Origin of the sequence: Nocardia sp. NPDC005746 (genome assembly GCF_040630785.1) — a bacterium.
Taxonomy (GTDB): Bacteria; Actinomycetota; Actinomycetes; order Mycobacteriales; family Mycobacteriaceae; genus Nocardia.
Genome location: NZ_JBEXYE010000002.1, coordinates 343,414 through 359,515 on the forward strand (window position 1 = coordinate 343,414; position 16,102 = coordinate 359,515).

Annotated in this window: 17 protein-coding genes; 11 read left to right on the plus strand and 6 right to left on the minus strand. The window is 68.1% G+C overall.

The window, feature by feature from the left end; translation table 11 throughout:
* Nucleotides 1-23 precede the first annotated feature (23 nt).
* A complete protein-coding gene (locus ABZ412_RS05470) occupies nt 24-218 on the plus strand; it encodes a hypothetical protein (RefSeq protein WP_357276666.1) in 195 nt (64 codons plus the stop codon).
* 67 nt (nt 219-285) lie between these two features.
* On the plus strand, nt 286-1,515 hold the full coding sequence (locus tag ABZ412_RS05475) for a site-specific integrase (RefSeq protein WP_357276668.1): 1,230 nt from the start codon (nt 286-288) through the stop codon (nt 1,513-1,515).
* 16 nt (nt 1,516-1,531) lie between these two features.
* On the opposite strand, the gene ABZ412_RS05480 is transcribed toward ABZ412_RS05475, so the two are convergent.
* Entirely contained in the window at nt 1,532-1,924 is a 393-nt protein-coding gene (locus ABZ412_RS05480) for a nuclear transport factor 2 family protein (RefSeq protein ID WP_357276671.1), read from the minus strand.
* A 170-nt stretch (nt 1,925-2,094) separates the two neighbouring features.
* Between ABZ412_RS05480 and ABZ412_RS05485 the strand changes: the two genes are divergently transcribed.
* The 6 genes from ABZ412_RS05485 (at nt 2,095) to ABZ412_RS05510 (ending at nt 8,136) form a co-directional block, all read left to right on the plus strand.
* Entirely contained in the window at nt 2,095-4,557 is a 2,463-nt protein-coding gene (locus ABZ412_RS05485) for a patatin-like protein (protein WP_357276672.1), read from the plus strand.
* A 243-nt stretch (nt 4,558-4,800) separates the two neighbouring features.
* Entirely contained in the window at nt 4,801-5,751 is a 951-nt protein-coding gene (locus tag ABZ412_RS05490; RefSeq protein ID WP_357276675.1) for a hypothetical protein, read from the plus strand.
* A gap of 107 nt (nt 5,752-5,858) precedes the next feature.
* Nucleotides 5,859-6,470: a helix-turn-helix domain-containing protein gene (locus ABZ412_RS05495; protein WP_357276677.1), complete on the plus strand. Its 612-nt coding sequence runs from the start codon at nt 5,859-5,861 to the stop codon at nt 6,468-6,470.
* Nucleotides 6,471-6,472: 2 nt separating this feature from the next.
* Nucleotides 6,473-7,207, plus strand: coding sequence for an SRPBCC domain-containing protein (locus tag ABZ412_RS05500; protein ID WP_357276679.1), 735 nt, complete (start codon nt 6,473-6,475; stop codon nt 7,205-7,207).
* Between the two features lie 47 nt (nt 7,208-7,254).
* The gene (locus tag ABZ412_RS05505) at nt 7,255-7,827 is read left to right on the plus strand and encodes a dihydrofolate reductase family protein (RefSeq protein ID WP_357276682.1); all 573 of its coding nucleotides are present in this window, start codon (nt 7,255-7,257) and stop codon (nt 7,825-7,827) included.
* Nucleotides 7,828-7,926: 99 nt separating this feature from the next.
* Nucleotides 7,927-8,136 (plus strand): hypothetical protein, encoded by a 210-nt coding sequence (locus ABZ412_RS05510; protein WP_357276684.1) that lies wholly within the window; start codon nt 7,927-7,929, stop codon nt 8,134-8,136.
* Between the two features lie 51 nt (nt 8,137-8,187).
* Here the strand turns inward: ABZ412_RS05510 and ABZ412_RS05515 are convergent, their stop codons facing one another.
* Nucleotides 8,188-9,351 carry an ROK family transcriptional regulator gene (locus ABZ412_RS05515; protein ID WP_357276686.1) on the minus strand — a complete coding sequence of 388 codons (1,164 nt, stop codon included), beginning with the start codon at nt 9,349-9,351 and terminating at the stop codon, nt 8,188-8,190.
* Between the two features lie 175 nt (nt 9,352-9,526).
* Between ABZ412_RS05515 and glk the strand changes: the two genes are divergently transcribed.
* Nucleotides 9,527-10,558, plus strand: coding sequence for a glucokinase (gene glk / locus ABZ412_RS05520; RefSeq protein WP_357276688.1), 1,032 nt, complete (start codon nt 9,527-9,529; stop codon nt 10,556-10,558).
* 7 nt (nt 10,559-10,565) lie between these two features.
* Here glk and ABZ412_RS05525 read toward each other — a convergent pair whose 3' ends face one another.
* Complete coding sequence (locus ABZ412_RS05525; RefSeq protein WP_357276691.1) at nt 10,566-11,108, minus strand: hypothetical protein; 543 nt, start codon at nt 11,106-11,108, stop codon at nt 10,566-10,568.
* 98 nt (nt 11,109-11,206) lie between these two features.
* On the opposite strand from ABZ412_RS05525, the gene ABZ412_RS05530 reads away from it, so the two are divergent.
* A complete protein-coding gene (locus tag ABZ412_RS05530; protein WP_357276692.1) occupies nt 11,207-12,502 on the plus strand; it encodes a family 1 glycosylhydrolase in 1,296 nt (431 codons plus the stop codon).
* A gap of 152 nt (nt 12,503-12,654) precedes the next feature.
* Entirely contained in the window at nt 12,655-13,263 is a 609-nt protein-coding gene (locus ABZ412_RS05535) for a helix-turn-helix domain-containing protein (protein WP_357276694.1), read from the plus strand.
* Between the two features lie 15 nt (nt 13,264-13,278).
* Here ABZ412_RS05535 and ABZ412_RS05540 read toward each other — a convergent pair whose 3' ends face one another.
* The 3 genes from ABZ412_RS05540 to ABZ412_RS05550 all read right to left on the minus strand — a co-directional run bounded on the left by ABZ412_RS05540 (nt 13,279) and on the right by ABZ412_RS05550 (nt 16,051).
* Nucleotides 13,279-14,493, minus strand: coding sequence for a lipase family protein (locus ABZ412_RS05540; protein WP_357276697.1), 1,215 nt, complete (start codon nt 14,491-14,493; stop codon nt 13,279-13,281).
* Nucleotides 14,494-14,558: 65 nt separating this feature from the next.
* Nucleotides 14,559-15,287 (minus strand): hypothetical protein, encoded by a 729-nt coding sequence (locus ABZ412_RS05545; RefSeq protein ID WP_357276699.1) that lies wholly within the window; start codon nt 15,285-15,287, stop codon nt 14,559-14,561.
* A 26-nt stretch (nt 15,288-15,313) separates the two neighbouring features.
* A complete protein-coding gene (locus ABZ412_RS05550) occupies nt 15,314-16,051 on the minus strand; it encodes a hypothetical protein (RefSeq protein ID WP_357276702.1) in 738 nt (245 codons plus the stop codon).
* Between the last annotated feature and the right edge of the window lie 51 nt (nt 16,052-16,102).

A 16,102-nucleotide genomic window follows, 5' to 3' on the forward strand; every position in this document is an offset into this window, starting at 1 on the left:
CGTCTGTGCTCAAGCATCATCGGATGCCAGAGCATGACGCCATGCGCTTGTCCGGCACGGTCGAAGCCATGCTCTGGACACACCGCAATTGCGTCCAAGGCGACGGCGGCACCGAGCAATCCTGTGGACGACGGCAGCAACTGCTCGAACTGCGCGCCCGGCACGGCTGGAGCTGGCCGCTCCCCAAACCTGACGCGGCCTGGCGGCTACAGCCCTGACCCGGTGCCGGACACGCGAAACGGGGTCTGCCGCAACGGGAACGCCCGCTCGATCTAGGGTCGAGACATGCCGGAACCGACCGAGATCAGCGAACGCCCGCCCGGGGATCAGTCCGCGGTGATCGCGGTACCCGACGAGGTGCGCGGCGAACTGCGGCGCGGGGTGCGCAGCGTGCTGGTCGACGCGGCGGCCTTGCGGCTGGTGCGAGACCGGTTCGACGAGGTCCAGGCGGAATCGTTGCGCCGCTATCTCGAAGCGTCGCAGTCGGCGAACACGCTGCGCGCCTACCGGACCGATTGGATCGCGTGGGCGGCGTGGTGCTCGGCCGAATCTCGGCAGGCGCTGCCGGCGGACGCCCTGGACGTCGCGGTCTATCTGGCCGCCGCAGCCGACGCGCGTCGGGAGAACGGCGAATGGGCGTTCAGCGCGGCCACTTTGGAACGCAAGGCCGCCGCGATCGCCGCGGTCCACGCTGCCAATGGGCTGCCCTCGCCGACCCGCTCGGACGTGGTGCGGCTGACCCTGCGCGGTATGCGCCGCACCCGCCGCAGCCGCCCGAAACGCAAACGGCCGGTCCTGCTGCATACGCTCGACCAACTGCTGGGCGAACTTCCGCCCGCCGGGTGGCCCACCGAACCAGCGCGCCGCCGCGACACACTGCTGCTGCTGGTCGGCTTCGCGGGAGCGCTGCGACGCAGCGAGATCGCCGCCCTGCGGGTCACCGATGTCAGTGTGGCCACCGACCACACCACCGGCGAGCCGCTGCTGCTGATTCAATTGCCCGCCACCAAGACCGACGCCACCGGCGTGAACGAGCAGCGGGTGGCCCTCCCCCGCGGTCAACGCCCGCACACCTGCCCGGTATGCGCCTATGCCGACTGGACCCGGCTGCGCGAAGCGCACGCCGACGGCGACCTCCGCACCTGGATCGACGCCGGCCCCGCCCCCGACCCGCGTCTGCACCGCTGCCACGGCTTCACCGGCACCACGCTCACCGACCCGGATCTTCCACTGTTTCCGTCGATCTCACGCCACGGCGGGCTCGCGGCAACCGCCATGTCCGGCCGGGCGGTCGCAGAACTGGTCAAGCGCTACGCGGCCCGCGCCGGTCTCGATCCCGTGCTCTTCTCCGGCCACTCGCTGCGCGCCGGCTTCGCCACCCAGGCCGCCCTGGGCGGCGCCAGCGACCGCGAGATCATGCGCCAGGGCCGCTGGTCCAATCCGCGTACGGTGCACGGCTACATTCGGACGGCGAACCCCCTGGAGGACAATGCCGTAACCAAGCTGGGTCTCTAGGGCGCGATACCTCCGGTCAGGCGATCTCGGCGGGCACGGACAGTGCGGCCTGCATCGCCACGCCGTCGACGTAGGTGTGCTTCTCGCGCACCAGTCCGCCGTCGACCAGCACCAGGTCCGCGATGTCGACGTGCACGGCGGCGCCGGTGATGGAGGTACCGGTCAGGACCCATTGGACGACCCAGAAGTCCTCGCCCACACGCAGATTCACCATCGTGAAGGTCAGGTCCGGGACGAGAGCGAAGTTCTCGGCGGCGGCGGCGCGGATCGCGTCGCGCCCGCGTGCGGGTTCGCGACCGGAGTGCAAGTGGAAAATGGCGTCGGGCGTGTGCAATTCGGCGATGCGGTCGGGGTCGTGCGCGGCCCAGCAGGCGTGATAGCGCTCGAAGAGATCCTTGGTATCAGACATGAGAAGAATCCTTCTGAGATACAAACAGGATGACTGCATGTTCCCGGAAGGCGGGTAACCGGGTCAAGGGGTGTTCCGCCAGCTATCGAGTAGCTCAATACGCAGGTCGCGGCGGTCGTGGGGGCTTAGGCTGATGGAATCGCCGTGTGGTGTCTCTCCAAGGGGGCCCGATGTCTCAGAACGCCGAACTGCGAATCGCGCTCGTCTGCTATGGGGGCGTATCTCTCGCCATTTATATGCATGGCATAACTAAGGAATTACACAAACTCGTCCGCGCCTCCCGCGCTTTCGATGATCGGTTCGGCACCGAGGCGGAGAACGTGAATCCCTTCGTCGACGCCGACGGCAAGCCGGTCGATACGGAAAGCGTCTATTTCGACGCCCTTTCGCGGATGAATGCGCGAGGGCGGCCGCTGTCGGTCGGCATCGACATCATCGCGGGCACCTCCGCCGGGGGCATCAACGGTGTCGTGCTGGCCAAGGCGATCGCCCAGAATGCAGATCAGGGACAGCTGAAGCAGTTGTGGATCGACCAAGCCGATCTCCACCTGCTGCTGCGGGGCCGGCGGATCGGCACGCTGCCGCTGCGCTTCGCGCTGGCCTTCGCGGTCAAGCTCGGGACGTTCTGGACCGGGCGCTCCGTCCTCCGGGGTGATCTCATGTCGCGCCTGCTGTACGGCGCCCTGTCGAGCATGGACGATCGAGGAACGGTCCCCTGGTCCGCGACCACGGCGGGTCCCGTGCCCGCGACGTTGATTCCGCGGGAGGGTGAGCTGTCGCTGTTCGTGACCACGACGGATCTGAACGGTTTCGATGTGGCGGTCGCGTCGAGCGGCGGCGGGGTCGGGCAGCGTGACCGGCAGCACGCGCAGGTACTCCAGTTCCTGCGCGACGACGACGATCCGGCGGCCTTCGGTCCGCACGCCACCCCGACACTGTCCTTCGCCGCGCGGGCGACCTCCGCGTTCCCCGGTGCTTTCGAACCGGTCAATCCCACAACCTTCCCGGCCGAGGCCGGGTTCCCGCGCGATACGCGGGTCGATGCCGATCGATTCCGGTACAGCTATCAGGAGATCGGGCGGGACGCGGGCACCGCCTGGTTCGTCGATGGCGGCGTGCTGGACAACGCGCCCTTCGACCTGGTCATCGAGGCGATCGGACGCAGACGGGCGGCGACCCAGGTGTATCGCCGGCTCGTCTATATCGAACCGGATCCCGCGTGCGGCCTCTCGGCCGCGGCCGCCGACACCAACGCGGGCAAATCCTCGAAGCGCCGGTGGGCAGCCGATGTCCGCAAGGTGCTCATCGGCATCCGCGGTAGTCGGTCATTGATCCCGGACCTCCTCCGGTTGCGCGACCTGAACGAGAAGATCGCCGAAGTGGGCGCCATCTCCATGCAGCAGGAGGCCGAGGTCCTCGACCACGTCGCCAGTGCTCTCGCCACGCTCCCCGGCATCCAGCGATCCGCGCCGCAGCCCGGCTCGCAGGGCTTGTGCGCGGCGATCGAGTCCATGCCGCCGCTGGACTTCCTCCTGGATCAGGCAGACTTCCAAAAGCTGTCGGACCGCCTGTACGCGGATGCGGTGACGGCACTCGGGTCGACCTGGAACACCTATCAGCGGCTCAAGGCCGACGCGGCCGCCCGGTGCCTGGCCGATGCGATCGTGGCGCATTTCGCCTTGCCCGGCGAATCGGGGACCGCGGTCTTCATCCGGTGCGCTATCGCTTCCTGGCTGCGCAGCCAACCCTGCTGGACCGCATCGGATTCCAGCGAACTCTCGCCGCTGCTGAAAGACATGGACGCCCCCTACCGGCAGCGCCGGATGCTGTTCATCGTGGCCGGACTCAATCGGCTCTACACCGTCGGGGACGGGCCGCCACGCGCGGACGTCAACAACCTCAAACGCCAGGCCTGGGCGCAGCTCGAGACGATATCCCAGGCGCCGCGCACGGCGATCCAGGCGCTGTCCGAACAGCAGGTACTCGACTTCCTGGACCCGGTTCACCTGCAGGCCGGGGACTTCCAGGGGGTGCGGTTCGGGACGCCGGAGGATTTCGCGAGCCGCGCGACGAAGAATTTCGACCGGCTGTTCACGGAGTATCGCGCCGTGATCCGGGGGCTCATCGGAAGCGACGGGCAGACGCTCTGGGAGGCGTTCGCACGAACGACATCGCCGTGGAACAAGCGCGACCGGATTCTCCTGGCCAGTCGCTACTTGGGATTCGGCCTCTGGGACGGGCTGTTGTTCCCCACGATCTCGCTGTCGGAGCTCCCGCAATTCACCCCTATTCCGGTGGTGCAATTCAGTCCCTTGCGCGCGACCGCGCTGACACCACTCGGGCAGCGCAAACTCAAAGGCGTTGCCCTGCACCACTTCGGCGCGTTCGCCCACGCACCCGACCGAGAGAACGATTACCTGTGGGGGCGGCTGGACGCGGTCGAGTTGATATTGCGGACGCTCGACGAGACATTCCAGAACGACGGCGACGTGGGACGGACCCTCCTTCCCCGGGCGCTGTCGGCGGTGCTCGCGACCGAGGCCGATCTACGGCGCATCCCTTCGAAATTGATGGAATCCTTGCGTGCGCAGATTGCCGCGCTCGAAGCCTCAGATATTGGTTATAACCGCTGAATCCAACCCTTTCCGGGCGCTATGAAGTGCATCACATTGGCCGAGAAAACAGCCGTATTCACGGTGAGTGGAGTCACCGCGGGTGGACTGTCCACCCGATCGACTGCTTTCCTATATGACGAAGATTCATTTCAGATTATCTGGGTTCTGGATCGCGGTCCGGGGCCGCTGCCTTCCGCCGCCGTGGTGTGAAAGATCCGCCAACGGCCAAAAAAGCAACAGGAATCCACAGTCATGCGTCTGATGTCCGCACCGTCGGAGGAAACAATTCGTGCCGCGCTGGAAATGGCACGGGAAGCGCCCCTCGCCAATGGCACGCTGCCGTGGATGTGGTGGCTCGACGGCGCGGCCCTGCATATCCGCATGGACGAGCCGCACGTGCCGCTGATCGCGGATCCGGCAGTGGAGCGTGCTCGAATGATCGGCAACGGCGCCGCCCTGCATCACCTGCGGACCGCGCTGACCGCCTTCGGCTGGGCCGTGGTGACCGTACCGCTACCCGACCCGCGCGATCCGAATCATCTTGCGGTGCTCCATTTCGCGCCGAGCACGGCCACCGGCGATCAGATCGGTCTGGCGGGTGCGATCTTTCAGCGGCAATTCCAGCACAACCGTTTCCGGCCCTGGGATATGCCGGCCACCATGATCCGCTCGATCAGCGGCAGCACCGCCGGGACCCGGGCGGCGGCACGGCATGTCCCGGATCAGCTGCGGCGCAGTCTGTCGACCGTGTATCGCGCGGCCGCCGACCGCGACGGCGACTACGGCGAATTCCTGACCGGTGTCGCGGGACGAATCGACCAGCGTGACCTCGCGGCCAGGCCCGCACCGCCGAGCTGGAGTTCGAACCGGTCCGCGATCGAGCCGATCCCGGCCACCGGCAGCCCCTACGACGACAATGACCCGGACTCGGCCGAACTGCTCATCCTCTGCACGCCCACCGACGATCGACTCGGCCATCTCAACGCCGGTGTGGCCGCCAGCTCCATCCTGCTGACCGCCGCCCGCAACGGTCTGGCCAGCTCGCTGCTGACCCAGACCATGAAGGTTCCGGCAGTGCGGGAAGGCGTGCGCAGCGCACTGCTGCACGAGTGCGCCTATCCGCACGCCCTCATTCGGCTCGGCCGCCCCGACCAGTCCGATGCCGGGGCGGGCTATGTCCAGCCCCTGCCGGGCACCAGGAAGGCGGCCTGAACAGGTCTGGCCCTGGTTCGGTGGCCGCTCGGCCACGACGGCGCAACCCACGCACCGACAACATGGATTGTCTTGACAAAAATATTTGTCGGTGGGAAGGTTGAGCCATGCTCGACGTCGCAGTGATCGAAGAACCCGCAGCGGCAGAGGCGTCCCTGGACCCGATCCGGTCTCGGATCCTCGCCGCGCTCGCCGAACCCGGGTCGGCGGCCATGCTGGCCGGACGGCTGGGGCTGCCGCGGCAGAAGATCAACTACCACCTCAAGGAGCTGGCCCGGCACGGGCTGGTGGAGTTGGTGGAGGAACGTCGCAAGGGGAACGTCACCGAGCGCGTGTATCGCGCTACCGCAGCGTCTTACGTGATTTCGCCCAGTGCGATGGGGGCGGTCAGTCCCGATCCGGCGCGGTCGCCCGATCAGCTGTCGGCGCGGTGGCTGCTGGCGCTGGGGTCGCGGCTCGTGCAGGAGGTCGGGACGCTGCTGAGCGGGGCCGCGCGGGCACAGCGGCGGGTCGCGACGTTCGGGATCGACGCGCAGGTGCGGTTCGCTTCCGCCGCCGACCGAGCCGCGTTCGCCGAGGAACTGGCCGATGCGGTCACCTCGCTGGTGAGCCGCTATCACGACGAGTCCGCATCGGCGGGCCGCAATCACCGGGTGGTGGTCGGGATGCATCAGATTCCCGACGCCGCCACCGAAACCGCAGCAGGACAGGGGAACTGACCATGGGACATCCGTTCGAGATCGAACTGGAGGAGCACCTGCCCGCCACCCCGGAGCAGGTGTGGGACGCGATCGCGACCGGGCCGGGGGTCGACTCCTGGTTCATGGGGCGCAATGAGATCGAGGCGCGCGAGGGCGGGATCTCGGCCATGGAGACCGGCGGGCAGCGGGAGGAAGCCGTGATCACCGCCTACGAACCGGGTAAGCGGCTCGCGACCCGCACCGGGACCGACGAGGACGGGCGGTTCATGGCCTTCGAGTATCTGATCGAAGGGCGCGAGGGCGGCAGCACCGTGCTGCGGGTCGTGCACAGCGGCGTGCTGGGCGACGACTGGCAGGACGAATACGACGCGCTGCGCCGGGGCTGGCCGTTCCATCTCAATACGTTGCGCGAATACCTCCGCTACTTCCCGGGGCGAATCGCGGTGCCCGTATTCGGTGTCGCGACAGGCGCTTCCGGCCGCGCGGTGCGGGACGCGCTCATCGCGGCGTTGTCCCTGCCGACGCCGCTCGTCGCGGGCGCCCAGGTGCACGCCTCCCCCGCCGGCCTGCCGCCGATCGATGGTGAGGTGGTGTGGGCCGACGACGAACGGTTCGAGATCCGGACCGCCGACGGCCTCTACACCTTCCACCAGGCCCCCACCGGTCTGGCCCTGATGTTCCACCACCTGTTCGGACCCGACACCGACGGTGCCGAAACCGCTTGGCAGCACTGGCTCACCGCCCTGGTGAGCTGAACCCGACTCGATCACCACCCCGCACCCCAGATATCAAGGAGAACAGCATGCGCACCCTGATCAGCACCGCCTTCGTGTCCCTCGACGGTGTCGTGGAAGGTCCCGGCGGCGAACCCGGCTACCGGAACTCCGGATGGACCTTCAAGGACATCGACTTCGTTCCCGAGGCCTACGAGATCAAGGGCCGCGAGCAGGACGAGTCGGCGGCGATCCTGCTGGGCCGCACCAGCTATGAGGCGTTCAGCCCCGTGTGGCCGGACATGGAGGACTTCGCCGGCTACAAGGTGATGCCGAAGTACGTCGTCTCCACCACCCTGAAAGAGGACAACCTGGTGTCCAACTGGGGCGAGACCACCATCCTGCGTTCCCTCGACGAGGTCGCCAAGCTCAAGGAGACCGAGGGTGGCCCGATCATCGTCCACGGCAGCGCCACCCTCAACCGCGGCCTGTCCGACGCGGGCCTCATCGATCGCTACCACCTGCTCGTCTTCCCGCTGCTGCTGGGCGCGGGCAAGCGACTGTTCTCCGACACCGACAAGGATGTCCAGAAGCTGAAGCTGGTCGAGTCCGAGACCTACGCCAACGGCATCCAGAAGAATGTCTTCGACGTCGTGCGCTGAACGCTCCCGGCTGCTCCGAATTCTGGCCCGGCGGATCGAATCCGCCGGGCCAGAATGTTCCTGCCGGTACTGGTGGTCATCCGCGACTACGCTGACCCCGTGGGCTCAATTGATTACGGACCGGGTGACGTCGTCTACTTCCCATCCGGACCCTTCTCCGGAATCTGCGGCGTAGTCCGCACCGTCTACCCCCACCGCGAAGAACTCCGCATCGACTTCGCCGAAGGCATCGTCCACCGCGAGGGCGGTGTGCTTCGCGAACGCCGACACACCTTCACCGTCCGCTTCGACGAAGTAGAACTCGTCTGACCGGCTACTGCCTGACCATCGGGTGGTACGAGTGCCGAATCGTGTAGCTGGTCAGCATGCGAGCCGTGCGTTGATGGCGGCGGGCGCCAGCGAGTCGTCCAGAATCATCGCGGCACACGCCTGGACGCCGGTCGGGGCGTCCGGGGCGGCGGGCTCGATACGCAGGGCCCGGGTGTTGAGGGCCGAGGAGCGGCGGTAGATCTGTTCGCGCAGTCCGGCGGCCAGTGGGTCGAAGGCGCGCGACAGGTCGCCGCGAACGACGATGACCGCGGGGTTGAGCAGATTGACCGCGGCGGCCATCACCTCGCCGATACTGCGGCCCGCCTGCCGCACCAGGCGCAGAGCGTCGGGGTCGCCGGCGGCGGCGAGGTCGGCCAGTGCGGGCAGATCCGATGCCGTGCGGCCGAGGGCGGTGAACTGCTCGAGCAGGGCCCACCCGCCGGCGACAGTCTCCAGGCACTCGGTGTCGCCGCAGCGGCATGGACGCCCGATGCCGCCGTTCACCTTGATGTGCCCGATTTCGCCTGCCGCGCCCCAAGCTCCGCGCTGCTGACTCCCCCCGGCGATGATTCCCAAGCCGATACCGGTCGACGCTTTCAGCAGCAGTAGATCATTCACGCCCGGGCGACGCGCGTGCTCGGCCAGGGCCAGCACGTTCACGTCGGTGTCGACGCGCACGGGAGCGGAGAACCGGGTCCGGAACAGGTCGGAGACGGCGATCTCGTCGAGATCGGCCGGGCTCAGCGCGTGCCCGGACGCGACGTCGACCACGGTGGGCACGCCGACCCCCACGCCGTACACCGGCGCCGCGGATCTATCTGTCAGGAGCCGGTCGAGGTGATCGGCGGCGGCGCCGAGCGCTGCGCGCGCTTCGTGGGCGGCCGGAGCCGTGAATTCGTTCTGCGCCAGCACTTCTCCGGCGAGGTCGCACACCGCGACCTGGGCCCGGCTCGCGCCGATCGACGCGGCCAGCACCACCCCTGCGTCCGGGGCGAAGCGCAGGCGGCTCGGTGGGCGGCCACCGGTCGACGGGCCTTCGGAGCGCTCGGTCACCAACCCCTGCGCGAGAAGCTGGTCGACGCGGAGGGTGACCGCGGTTCGTGACAGGCCGGTCAGCCGGGCGATATCCGAACGCGTCTCGACGGCGTTCGCACGGATCAGCGCAAGTACGTCCCCCACCGAGACGCCGGGTGTCGTCATGGGTCGACCGGTCACCATTTCCTCCTTGTCGACGAGATCCCGACGCGCGCTCGCACACACTATCGGCGTCTGCCGAACGCTCGAACCACTCAGTAATGTACTTCCAGTACTTAAGTTTCCTTGCAAACGAACATAAGTATCTCTAGCGTGGCGCAGGTTCGCTCATCACGCACGACTCGAGGAGCCCGCCGTGCCGGCCCGCATGCCCCATCCCGCCCGTGACATCGCCGACTATCTCGGCACCGGAGACCTCGCGCTGTCGAAGACCGAAAGCCTGTGTCTGGTAGCCGATATCGGCGGCACCAATGCCCGCTTCGGCCTGGTGTCCGACAGCCGCGACGAACCGCGGGAGGTCCGGAACCTGCGCTGCGCCGACTATTCCGATCTGGTCGCCGCGATCGAGGACTTCCTGGGCCGGATTCCTGGATGTCCCCGTCCGGAGGCCGCCTGCGTGGCTGTCGCCGGACCGGTGCTCGGCGACCGCATTCGGCTCACCAACGCGGCGTGGGACTTCTCCGTGGCCGACAGTCGCCGTCGCCTCGGCCTGGCCCGGCTGGAAGTCATCAACGACTTCAGTGCGCTCGCCCTGGCGGTGCCGCAGCTTCCGAACGAAGGATTTGTGCGTATCGGCACGGGCATTCGCCGGTACGACGAGCCGATGGCCGTGATCGGCCCGGGCACCGGCCTCGGCGTCGCGGGTCTGATGAGGTCTCGGCATGGCTGGATTCCGATCGCGGGCGAGGGCGGCCATGCGGACCTGCCGGTCCGCACCGAACACGAGGCCGAGATCGCCCGGTTGCTGCGGGCCGACCACGGGGCGGTCTGCGCGGAGACCGCATTGTCCGGCCCCGGACTCGTTCGGCTGTACCGGGCGGTATGCGCGGTCGACGGTGTCGCGCCGACTTACGGTCGGCCCGAAAAGATCTGCGCCGCCGCCCGGGAGCATCGCGATCCTCTCGCCAGTCGGACAATGGGGGTGTTCTTCGGCTTGCTCGGCACTTTCGCCGGTGGCGTGGCGCTGACCTTCGGCGCTCGCGGCGGGGTATTGCTGGGCGGCGGCATTCTTCCCGGCATCGCGGACCTGCTGGCGGCCAGTGACTTCCGACGTCGCTTTGTCGAATCCAGCGCCCTGCCTGGCTATCTGGAGGACGTGGCCACCGAGATCATCGTGGCGGCCACCCCCGCGCTGCGCGGGGCCGCGTACCGGCTCGCGCAGCGTTGAGGCGCGATCAGCCGCAAGCCGGGGATGTTTGATTCACCAGCGACAGCGTGGTGCAGGTCCAGTCCTTCTGGACCTTCCACTTGCCGTCCTCGGCGACGACCGGCACCACGACCGGGTTGGGCGCTCCACCGTCGATCGACACCTGAGCCTCGGCCATGACCGAGCCGTTGCCCGAGTCGGTCACCTTGGTGACGGTGATGGTGACATTGCTCTGCTTGAAGGCGTCGGCCAGGCGTTGCGGCAGTATCGGATCAGCCTGGATGCCCTGGACCAGGTCCAGCTTCTGCCCGTTGGGGACGGTGGGATCCATGAGCTTGTGCAGCTCGGAATTCAGCTCCGTCGTCGAGGGGACCGGCGGGTAGTTCCCCTGGGCGGCGGCAACTTTCGAGGGGGTCGCCGGAGCTGGCGCGGCTTCGTCCTTGCCGCCGCAGGCGGACACCCCTAGTGCGGTCATCGCCGTGACGACGGCGATCGCGATGCGAGCGGTGGCGGGAATCATCAACGTGCTCTCCTTCAGGTTCGTGCTGGCGTTCTGGTCGGCGGACGCCACGCCGGAGCGTACCGACTGAACAGTCAGTGTGTTATATATTCGTCGGAATTCTCGCTCCCGCCGCTCACCGTGAGCGGCCGCCGACGAAGGAGGACAACATGCGCCGGAAGATCGGAATCGCCGCGGTCGCCATGGGGCTCACGATGCTGTCGATCACGTCCGCGACCGCCGAGCCCGGCGGCGACCAGCGCGAAGGGAGACTGCCGGCGGGATTCCTGTGGGGTGTAGCGGGTTCCGGGTTCCAGTCCGAGGGATATTCACCGGACAGCAACTGGTCGCGCTATGCCGCGTCGGGCAAGACCCACGATCCCGTCGGAACCTCGGCCGACTTCCTGCACCGCTACCGCGAGGACATCGCGCGCGCTTGCGATCTGGGCGTCCGGGTGTTCCGCTTCGGGGTGGAGTGGGCGCGCCTGGAACCCGCTCCCGGACAATACGATCCGGCGGCATGGGCGTTCTACGACGATGTCGTGGCCACGATCCGAGCCGCCGGCCTGCGGCCGATGATCACCTTGGACCACTGGGTCTATCCCGGTTGGGAGTTCGACCGCGGCGGCTGGCGGCACGAGGACATGCTGACCGATTGGCTGGCCAACGCCCGGCAGGTCGTGGACCGCTACGCCCGGTTCGATCCGATCTGGATCACGTTCAACGAACCTTCGGCGTACGCGTTCCAGGAATTACAGGTCGGCGGGCTCGCCCCGGCCGATCTACCCGGAGCGCTCGATCGCTGGGCGCGGGCCCACCGCACCATCTACGACTACATCCACTCGGTACAGCCGGACGCGCAGATCTCGTCCAATGTCGCCTACTTCCCCCTCGGTGAGACCGCCGTCGACACCACCTTCCTCGAACAGGTCGCCGATACACTCGACTTCATCGGGCTCGACTATTACAACTCGATGTCCCCGACGGATTTCAGCTTCTTCAACGCCTTCGCCGAGCCCTGGAAGGCCAACCCAGCTCCCGATGGCATCTATTACGCGTTGCGGCATTACGCCGAGCGCTACCCGGCCCGGCCACTGTATGTCGTCGAGAACGGAATGCCGACCGACAACGGTGAGCTTCGTCCGGATTACGAGCGCTCCGATCACCTGTCCGACGTCGTCTACTGGGTGCAGCGCGCCGTGCAGCACGGGATGAATGTCATCGGCTACAACTACTGGAGCCTCACCGACAACTATGAATGGGGCAGCTACGAGCCACGTTTCGGACTCTATACCGTCGACGTGCGCACCGATCCCGGCCTCGAACGGGTGCCCACCAAAGCCGTCGACACCTACCGGTCGATCATCGCGAACGACGGTGTCCCCACCGGCTACCGGCCGGTGTATCCGCAAACCCTCTGCTCGCTGGTCGATGCCCTGGAAAGTTGCCTGCGTCCCATTCGCTGACCCGGCCCGGCGCGGCAATTGCCCGTCCGCGCCAACGACATCCATGGGCGAGTCGCGCCGAACCCCGGCGGTCCAGCAGTATGACTGGACAGTAGGCTGGCTACGACGGAGCGATCCAGCGAAACCCGTTCAGCGAGTGAAAGGTCGGATGAATGGCGCGAACACGCGACGCCGAACAGTCGGGCGCGGCACGTCGTGGCCAGATCCTCGCCGCGGCAATGACCTTGTTCGCCGAGAACGGCTACCGGGGCACGTCGCTGGCGGCTGTCGCCACCGCGGCCGGCATCACCCGGTCCGGGGTGCTGCACCACTTCTCCAGCAAGGAAGCGCTGTTGTCGGCGGTGCTGGCCGAACGTGATCAGCAGGCGTTCGACGCGGTCGAGGTCGATCGGGAGTACGAGGGCCCGGCCGTGATGCGAGCCCTCGACATCGTGGAGGATCTGGCCGAGCGCAATCGCGCGGATCGGGAATTGACCCGGATGAGTCACCTTGCGCTCTTCGGCTCGGCTGACGCGCCGGATGTGGCGCACGAGTGGTCGAATGAGCGGATCCGAACCTACCGCGACAACCTGGCGAGCGTGATAGCGCAGAGCGCCGCCGCGGGTGAGATCCGCTCCGACGTGGATGCCGAGGCCGCCGCGCTGCTGCTGGTGGGCGCGCTCACCGGCCTGACCGAGCTCTGGCTGCGCGACGAGTCGTTGGACATGGTGGCCGCGGTCCGAATGCTCACCGGCCTACTGCGCCGGGACCTGGCGAAGTAGGCCGCGAGCTGCTTTCTACCGCCCCACGGGGCGATTCAGATCGGCATCGGCGACCGGGTCACCGACGGTGAGCCGTTCCCGGAGGAACTGCTGGGCCGTGGACTGCCGCAGCGACGCCTCCAGACCGTGTTCGCCCTGAGGGTCTCGGATGGTGACGACCGTCGCTCCCCCGCGCCGCCAGGCCGCGACCAAGTCGTCCGCCTGCGCTACGGGCACCACCTCGTCCGAGTCGGACTGGTAGTTGAGGATCGGCATGATCGGCGTGCTACCGCCGAGCGAATTCCGTTGCAGCGCTTCGGTCAGCCGGCTGTCGTCGTGGTACCCGTCGGCGGTGGCCGCGGCGAGCCGCCAGAACGGGTAGCGGATCAGCAGTTCGATCACGCACAGATCGGCGGCCGCCGCGGTGTCCGCCCGGCCCCGCTCGTTGAGCAGCTCGTCGATGCGGGCTTCGGGGAACTCGCGCTGATAGGACACCAGCACGCCGACCAGGAAGCCGGAGAACACTCCGCCCTCGACGTTGTTCATGACCGCGGGCAGGCTCGCGGGCACTCCGCCGATGGCAGCCCCGGCGAAAGCCAGCTCGGGTGCGTAGGTGGGTTGCAGCTCCGCGGCCCAGCCGGTCGCCGCCGCTCCCCCGGAATATCCGTCCAACGCCCAGCGGGTGTCGGGACCGAGTCCCGCGGGAGTGAATCCACCGGCGGCCCGCACCCCGTCCAGGATGGCGTGACCGGATTGCGGGCCGGTGAGGAAGGCCGACTTCGGCCCTTCGAAGTCGGGTACCGCCACCGCCCAGCCCTCGGCCAGCATCGCCGCGATCTGATCCCCGGATTGCAGTGTGCCCGTGGCGATTCCATAGGACGGCGCGCACCGGGTACTGGTGGCGTCCTCGGGAATCTGCTCGGAGACCGCCGGCCGGGAACCGGGACCGGTCCATGGCGCGGTCGGCACCAGCAGCGTGGTGATGCCCAGTTCCGCGTTCCCGTGTGAATCGTTGGTGCGGTAGGACACCTGCCAGGCTCGCACCGGAACCGGCAGCGTGGTGCGGATTTCCCGTCCCGCCACCACCTGCCCGTTGCCCAGCGAGCCGATATCGGTTGGCGCGGCGTAGAACGGATCCTGATCGGGCACCGCCGAAACGGTGACGACCGGGGGTTGTTGGGCGGACACCGGGCCGGCGGCGGCCGCCGCGGCGACGGCCAGCGCGGAGGCCACCGCTAGACGCGAAATCATGAAATAGGTTCTCTCGGTTGATTGTCGAATCGGCGGCTCGCCCCCGGCCGGCCGTCGCTGGTCGGTCAGCTGCCGGATCCGCTGCTGCTGCCCGACCCGAGCGAGGGGGGCATGCGCAGCACGGCGTCCGGCACTCCGGTGCCGTTGGGATCGAGGACGCCGCCCTGATGGGCGTACATGCTCTCGCCGGGCGAGGCGTTCACCGTGGACAGGTAGCGCCACACGCCGTCGACGACCGCCGCGCCTCCGGCGGTGAGCGTCCCCAGCAGTCCGCCCATCCCCGCGAACGTGCCGATGGCGGCGGGCGCGGTCGCCAGGCATGCGGGCCCGACAACCAGGCACGAGCCCAGGCCGATCACCGCCCCGACCGCCGCGCCCAGGAACGCTCCGGCAATGGAACCGAGCGGGATCTTGCTCATGTTCGCGGCGAAATCGTTGACCGCCAGCTGTTCTTCCATCGGCGAGGCGACCGGCTTCAGGCCGGTGTCGGGGGTCAGCGTGAGGGCGCGTCCGGAATCCTGGATCCGGTAGCGCATGGGATGCGCGACGCCGTCGAGCAGAAACCCGGTCGGCAGGCTCAGGATCGGCTGCCCGTCGAGGGTGCGGATTTCCACGCCCTGCCCATCCGCGGTGGCGGCGAACAGCGCGTGATCGAGCACGGCCAGCACGGAGTCGCCGACCACGCGGGCCGCGACGGTCGGCTCCACCGCCGGGGGTTCGGCGATGGCGGCGCCGGACCCGGCAACCGTGCAGGCCGTCAGGGTGGCGACGGAAAGCGTTGTGCGAAGGTTCATCTCGGTGTTCCTCGGACCTTTCCGGCTCAGTTGGCCTCGGCGGGCACGGCCGGAACGCCGGGGCGGCCCTGCAGGTCCTTGGCGTAGATGCTCTGCCCCGGAGCCGCATTGAGCGCGGTCACGTACTGATAGACGGCATAGGCGGCCGCGGGTCCGCCGCCGATGACCAGACCGGCCAGACCGCCGACCCCGCCCACCATGGTCACGATGGGCATCACCGCGATGACACAGCCCAGGCTCAGCACCAGGCAGGACGCGCCCGCCAGCGTGAACCCGACGCCGATGCCGATCACCGCGCCGACGGCGGTGCCGATCAGGCTGCCCACCGAGGTGCCGATGCTGACGGAGTTGATCATGTCGTTCATGGCCAGCTGGTTCTCCAGCGGCGAGGCGACGGAGGTCAGCGGCGCGGCGATGGGGCGCAGCGCCGCGTGGTCCAGCGCCGCCACATCGGGTGTCAGGCGCAGCGTGCGGCCGTCGCCGGACAGCTGTTCCCGGATCGAGAGGCGTTGGCCGTCGATGGTGTAGATCAGTGGGAGCGAGTCCAGCACGGCGCCCGCCTCATCGCGGATGCCGACCGCGTCCCCGGCGGCCGGCGCGAAGGTGCCGTGGTCGAGGCTGACCACGACGGTTCCCTGCTCGAGCGTGGCGTGATAGCCAACGGGTGAAGCGGTTTGTTCGGGAGCGGCGTTCGCGGTGGCAGCGGTGGCGGCCATGCCGGCGACGGCGCACGCCGCGATCAGATTCGCGCGACGATTCTTCATCGATACCTCGGTTGTCGGTGGTGCGTTACCGCGGCAGAGCCTACCGACTGA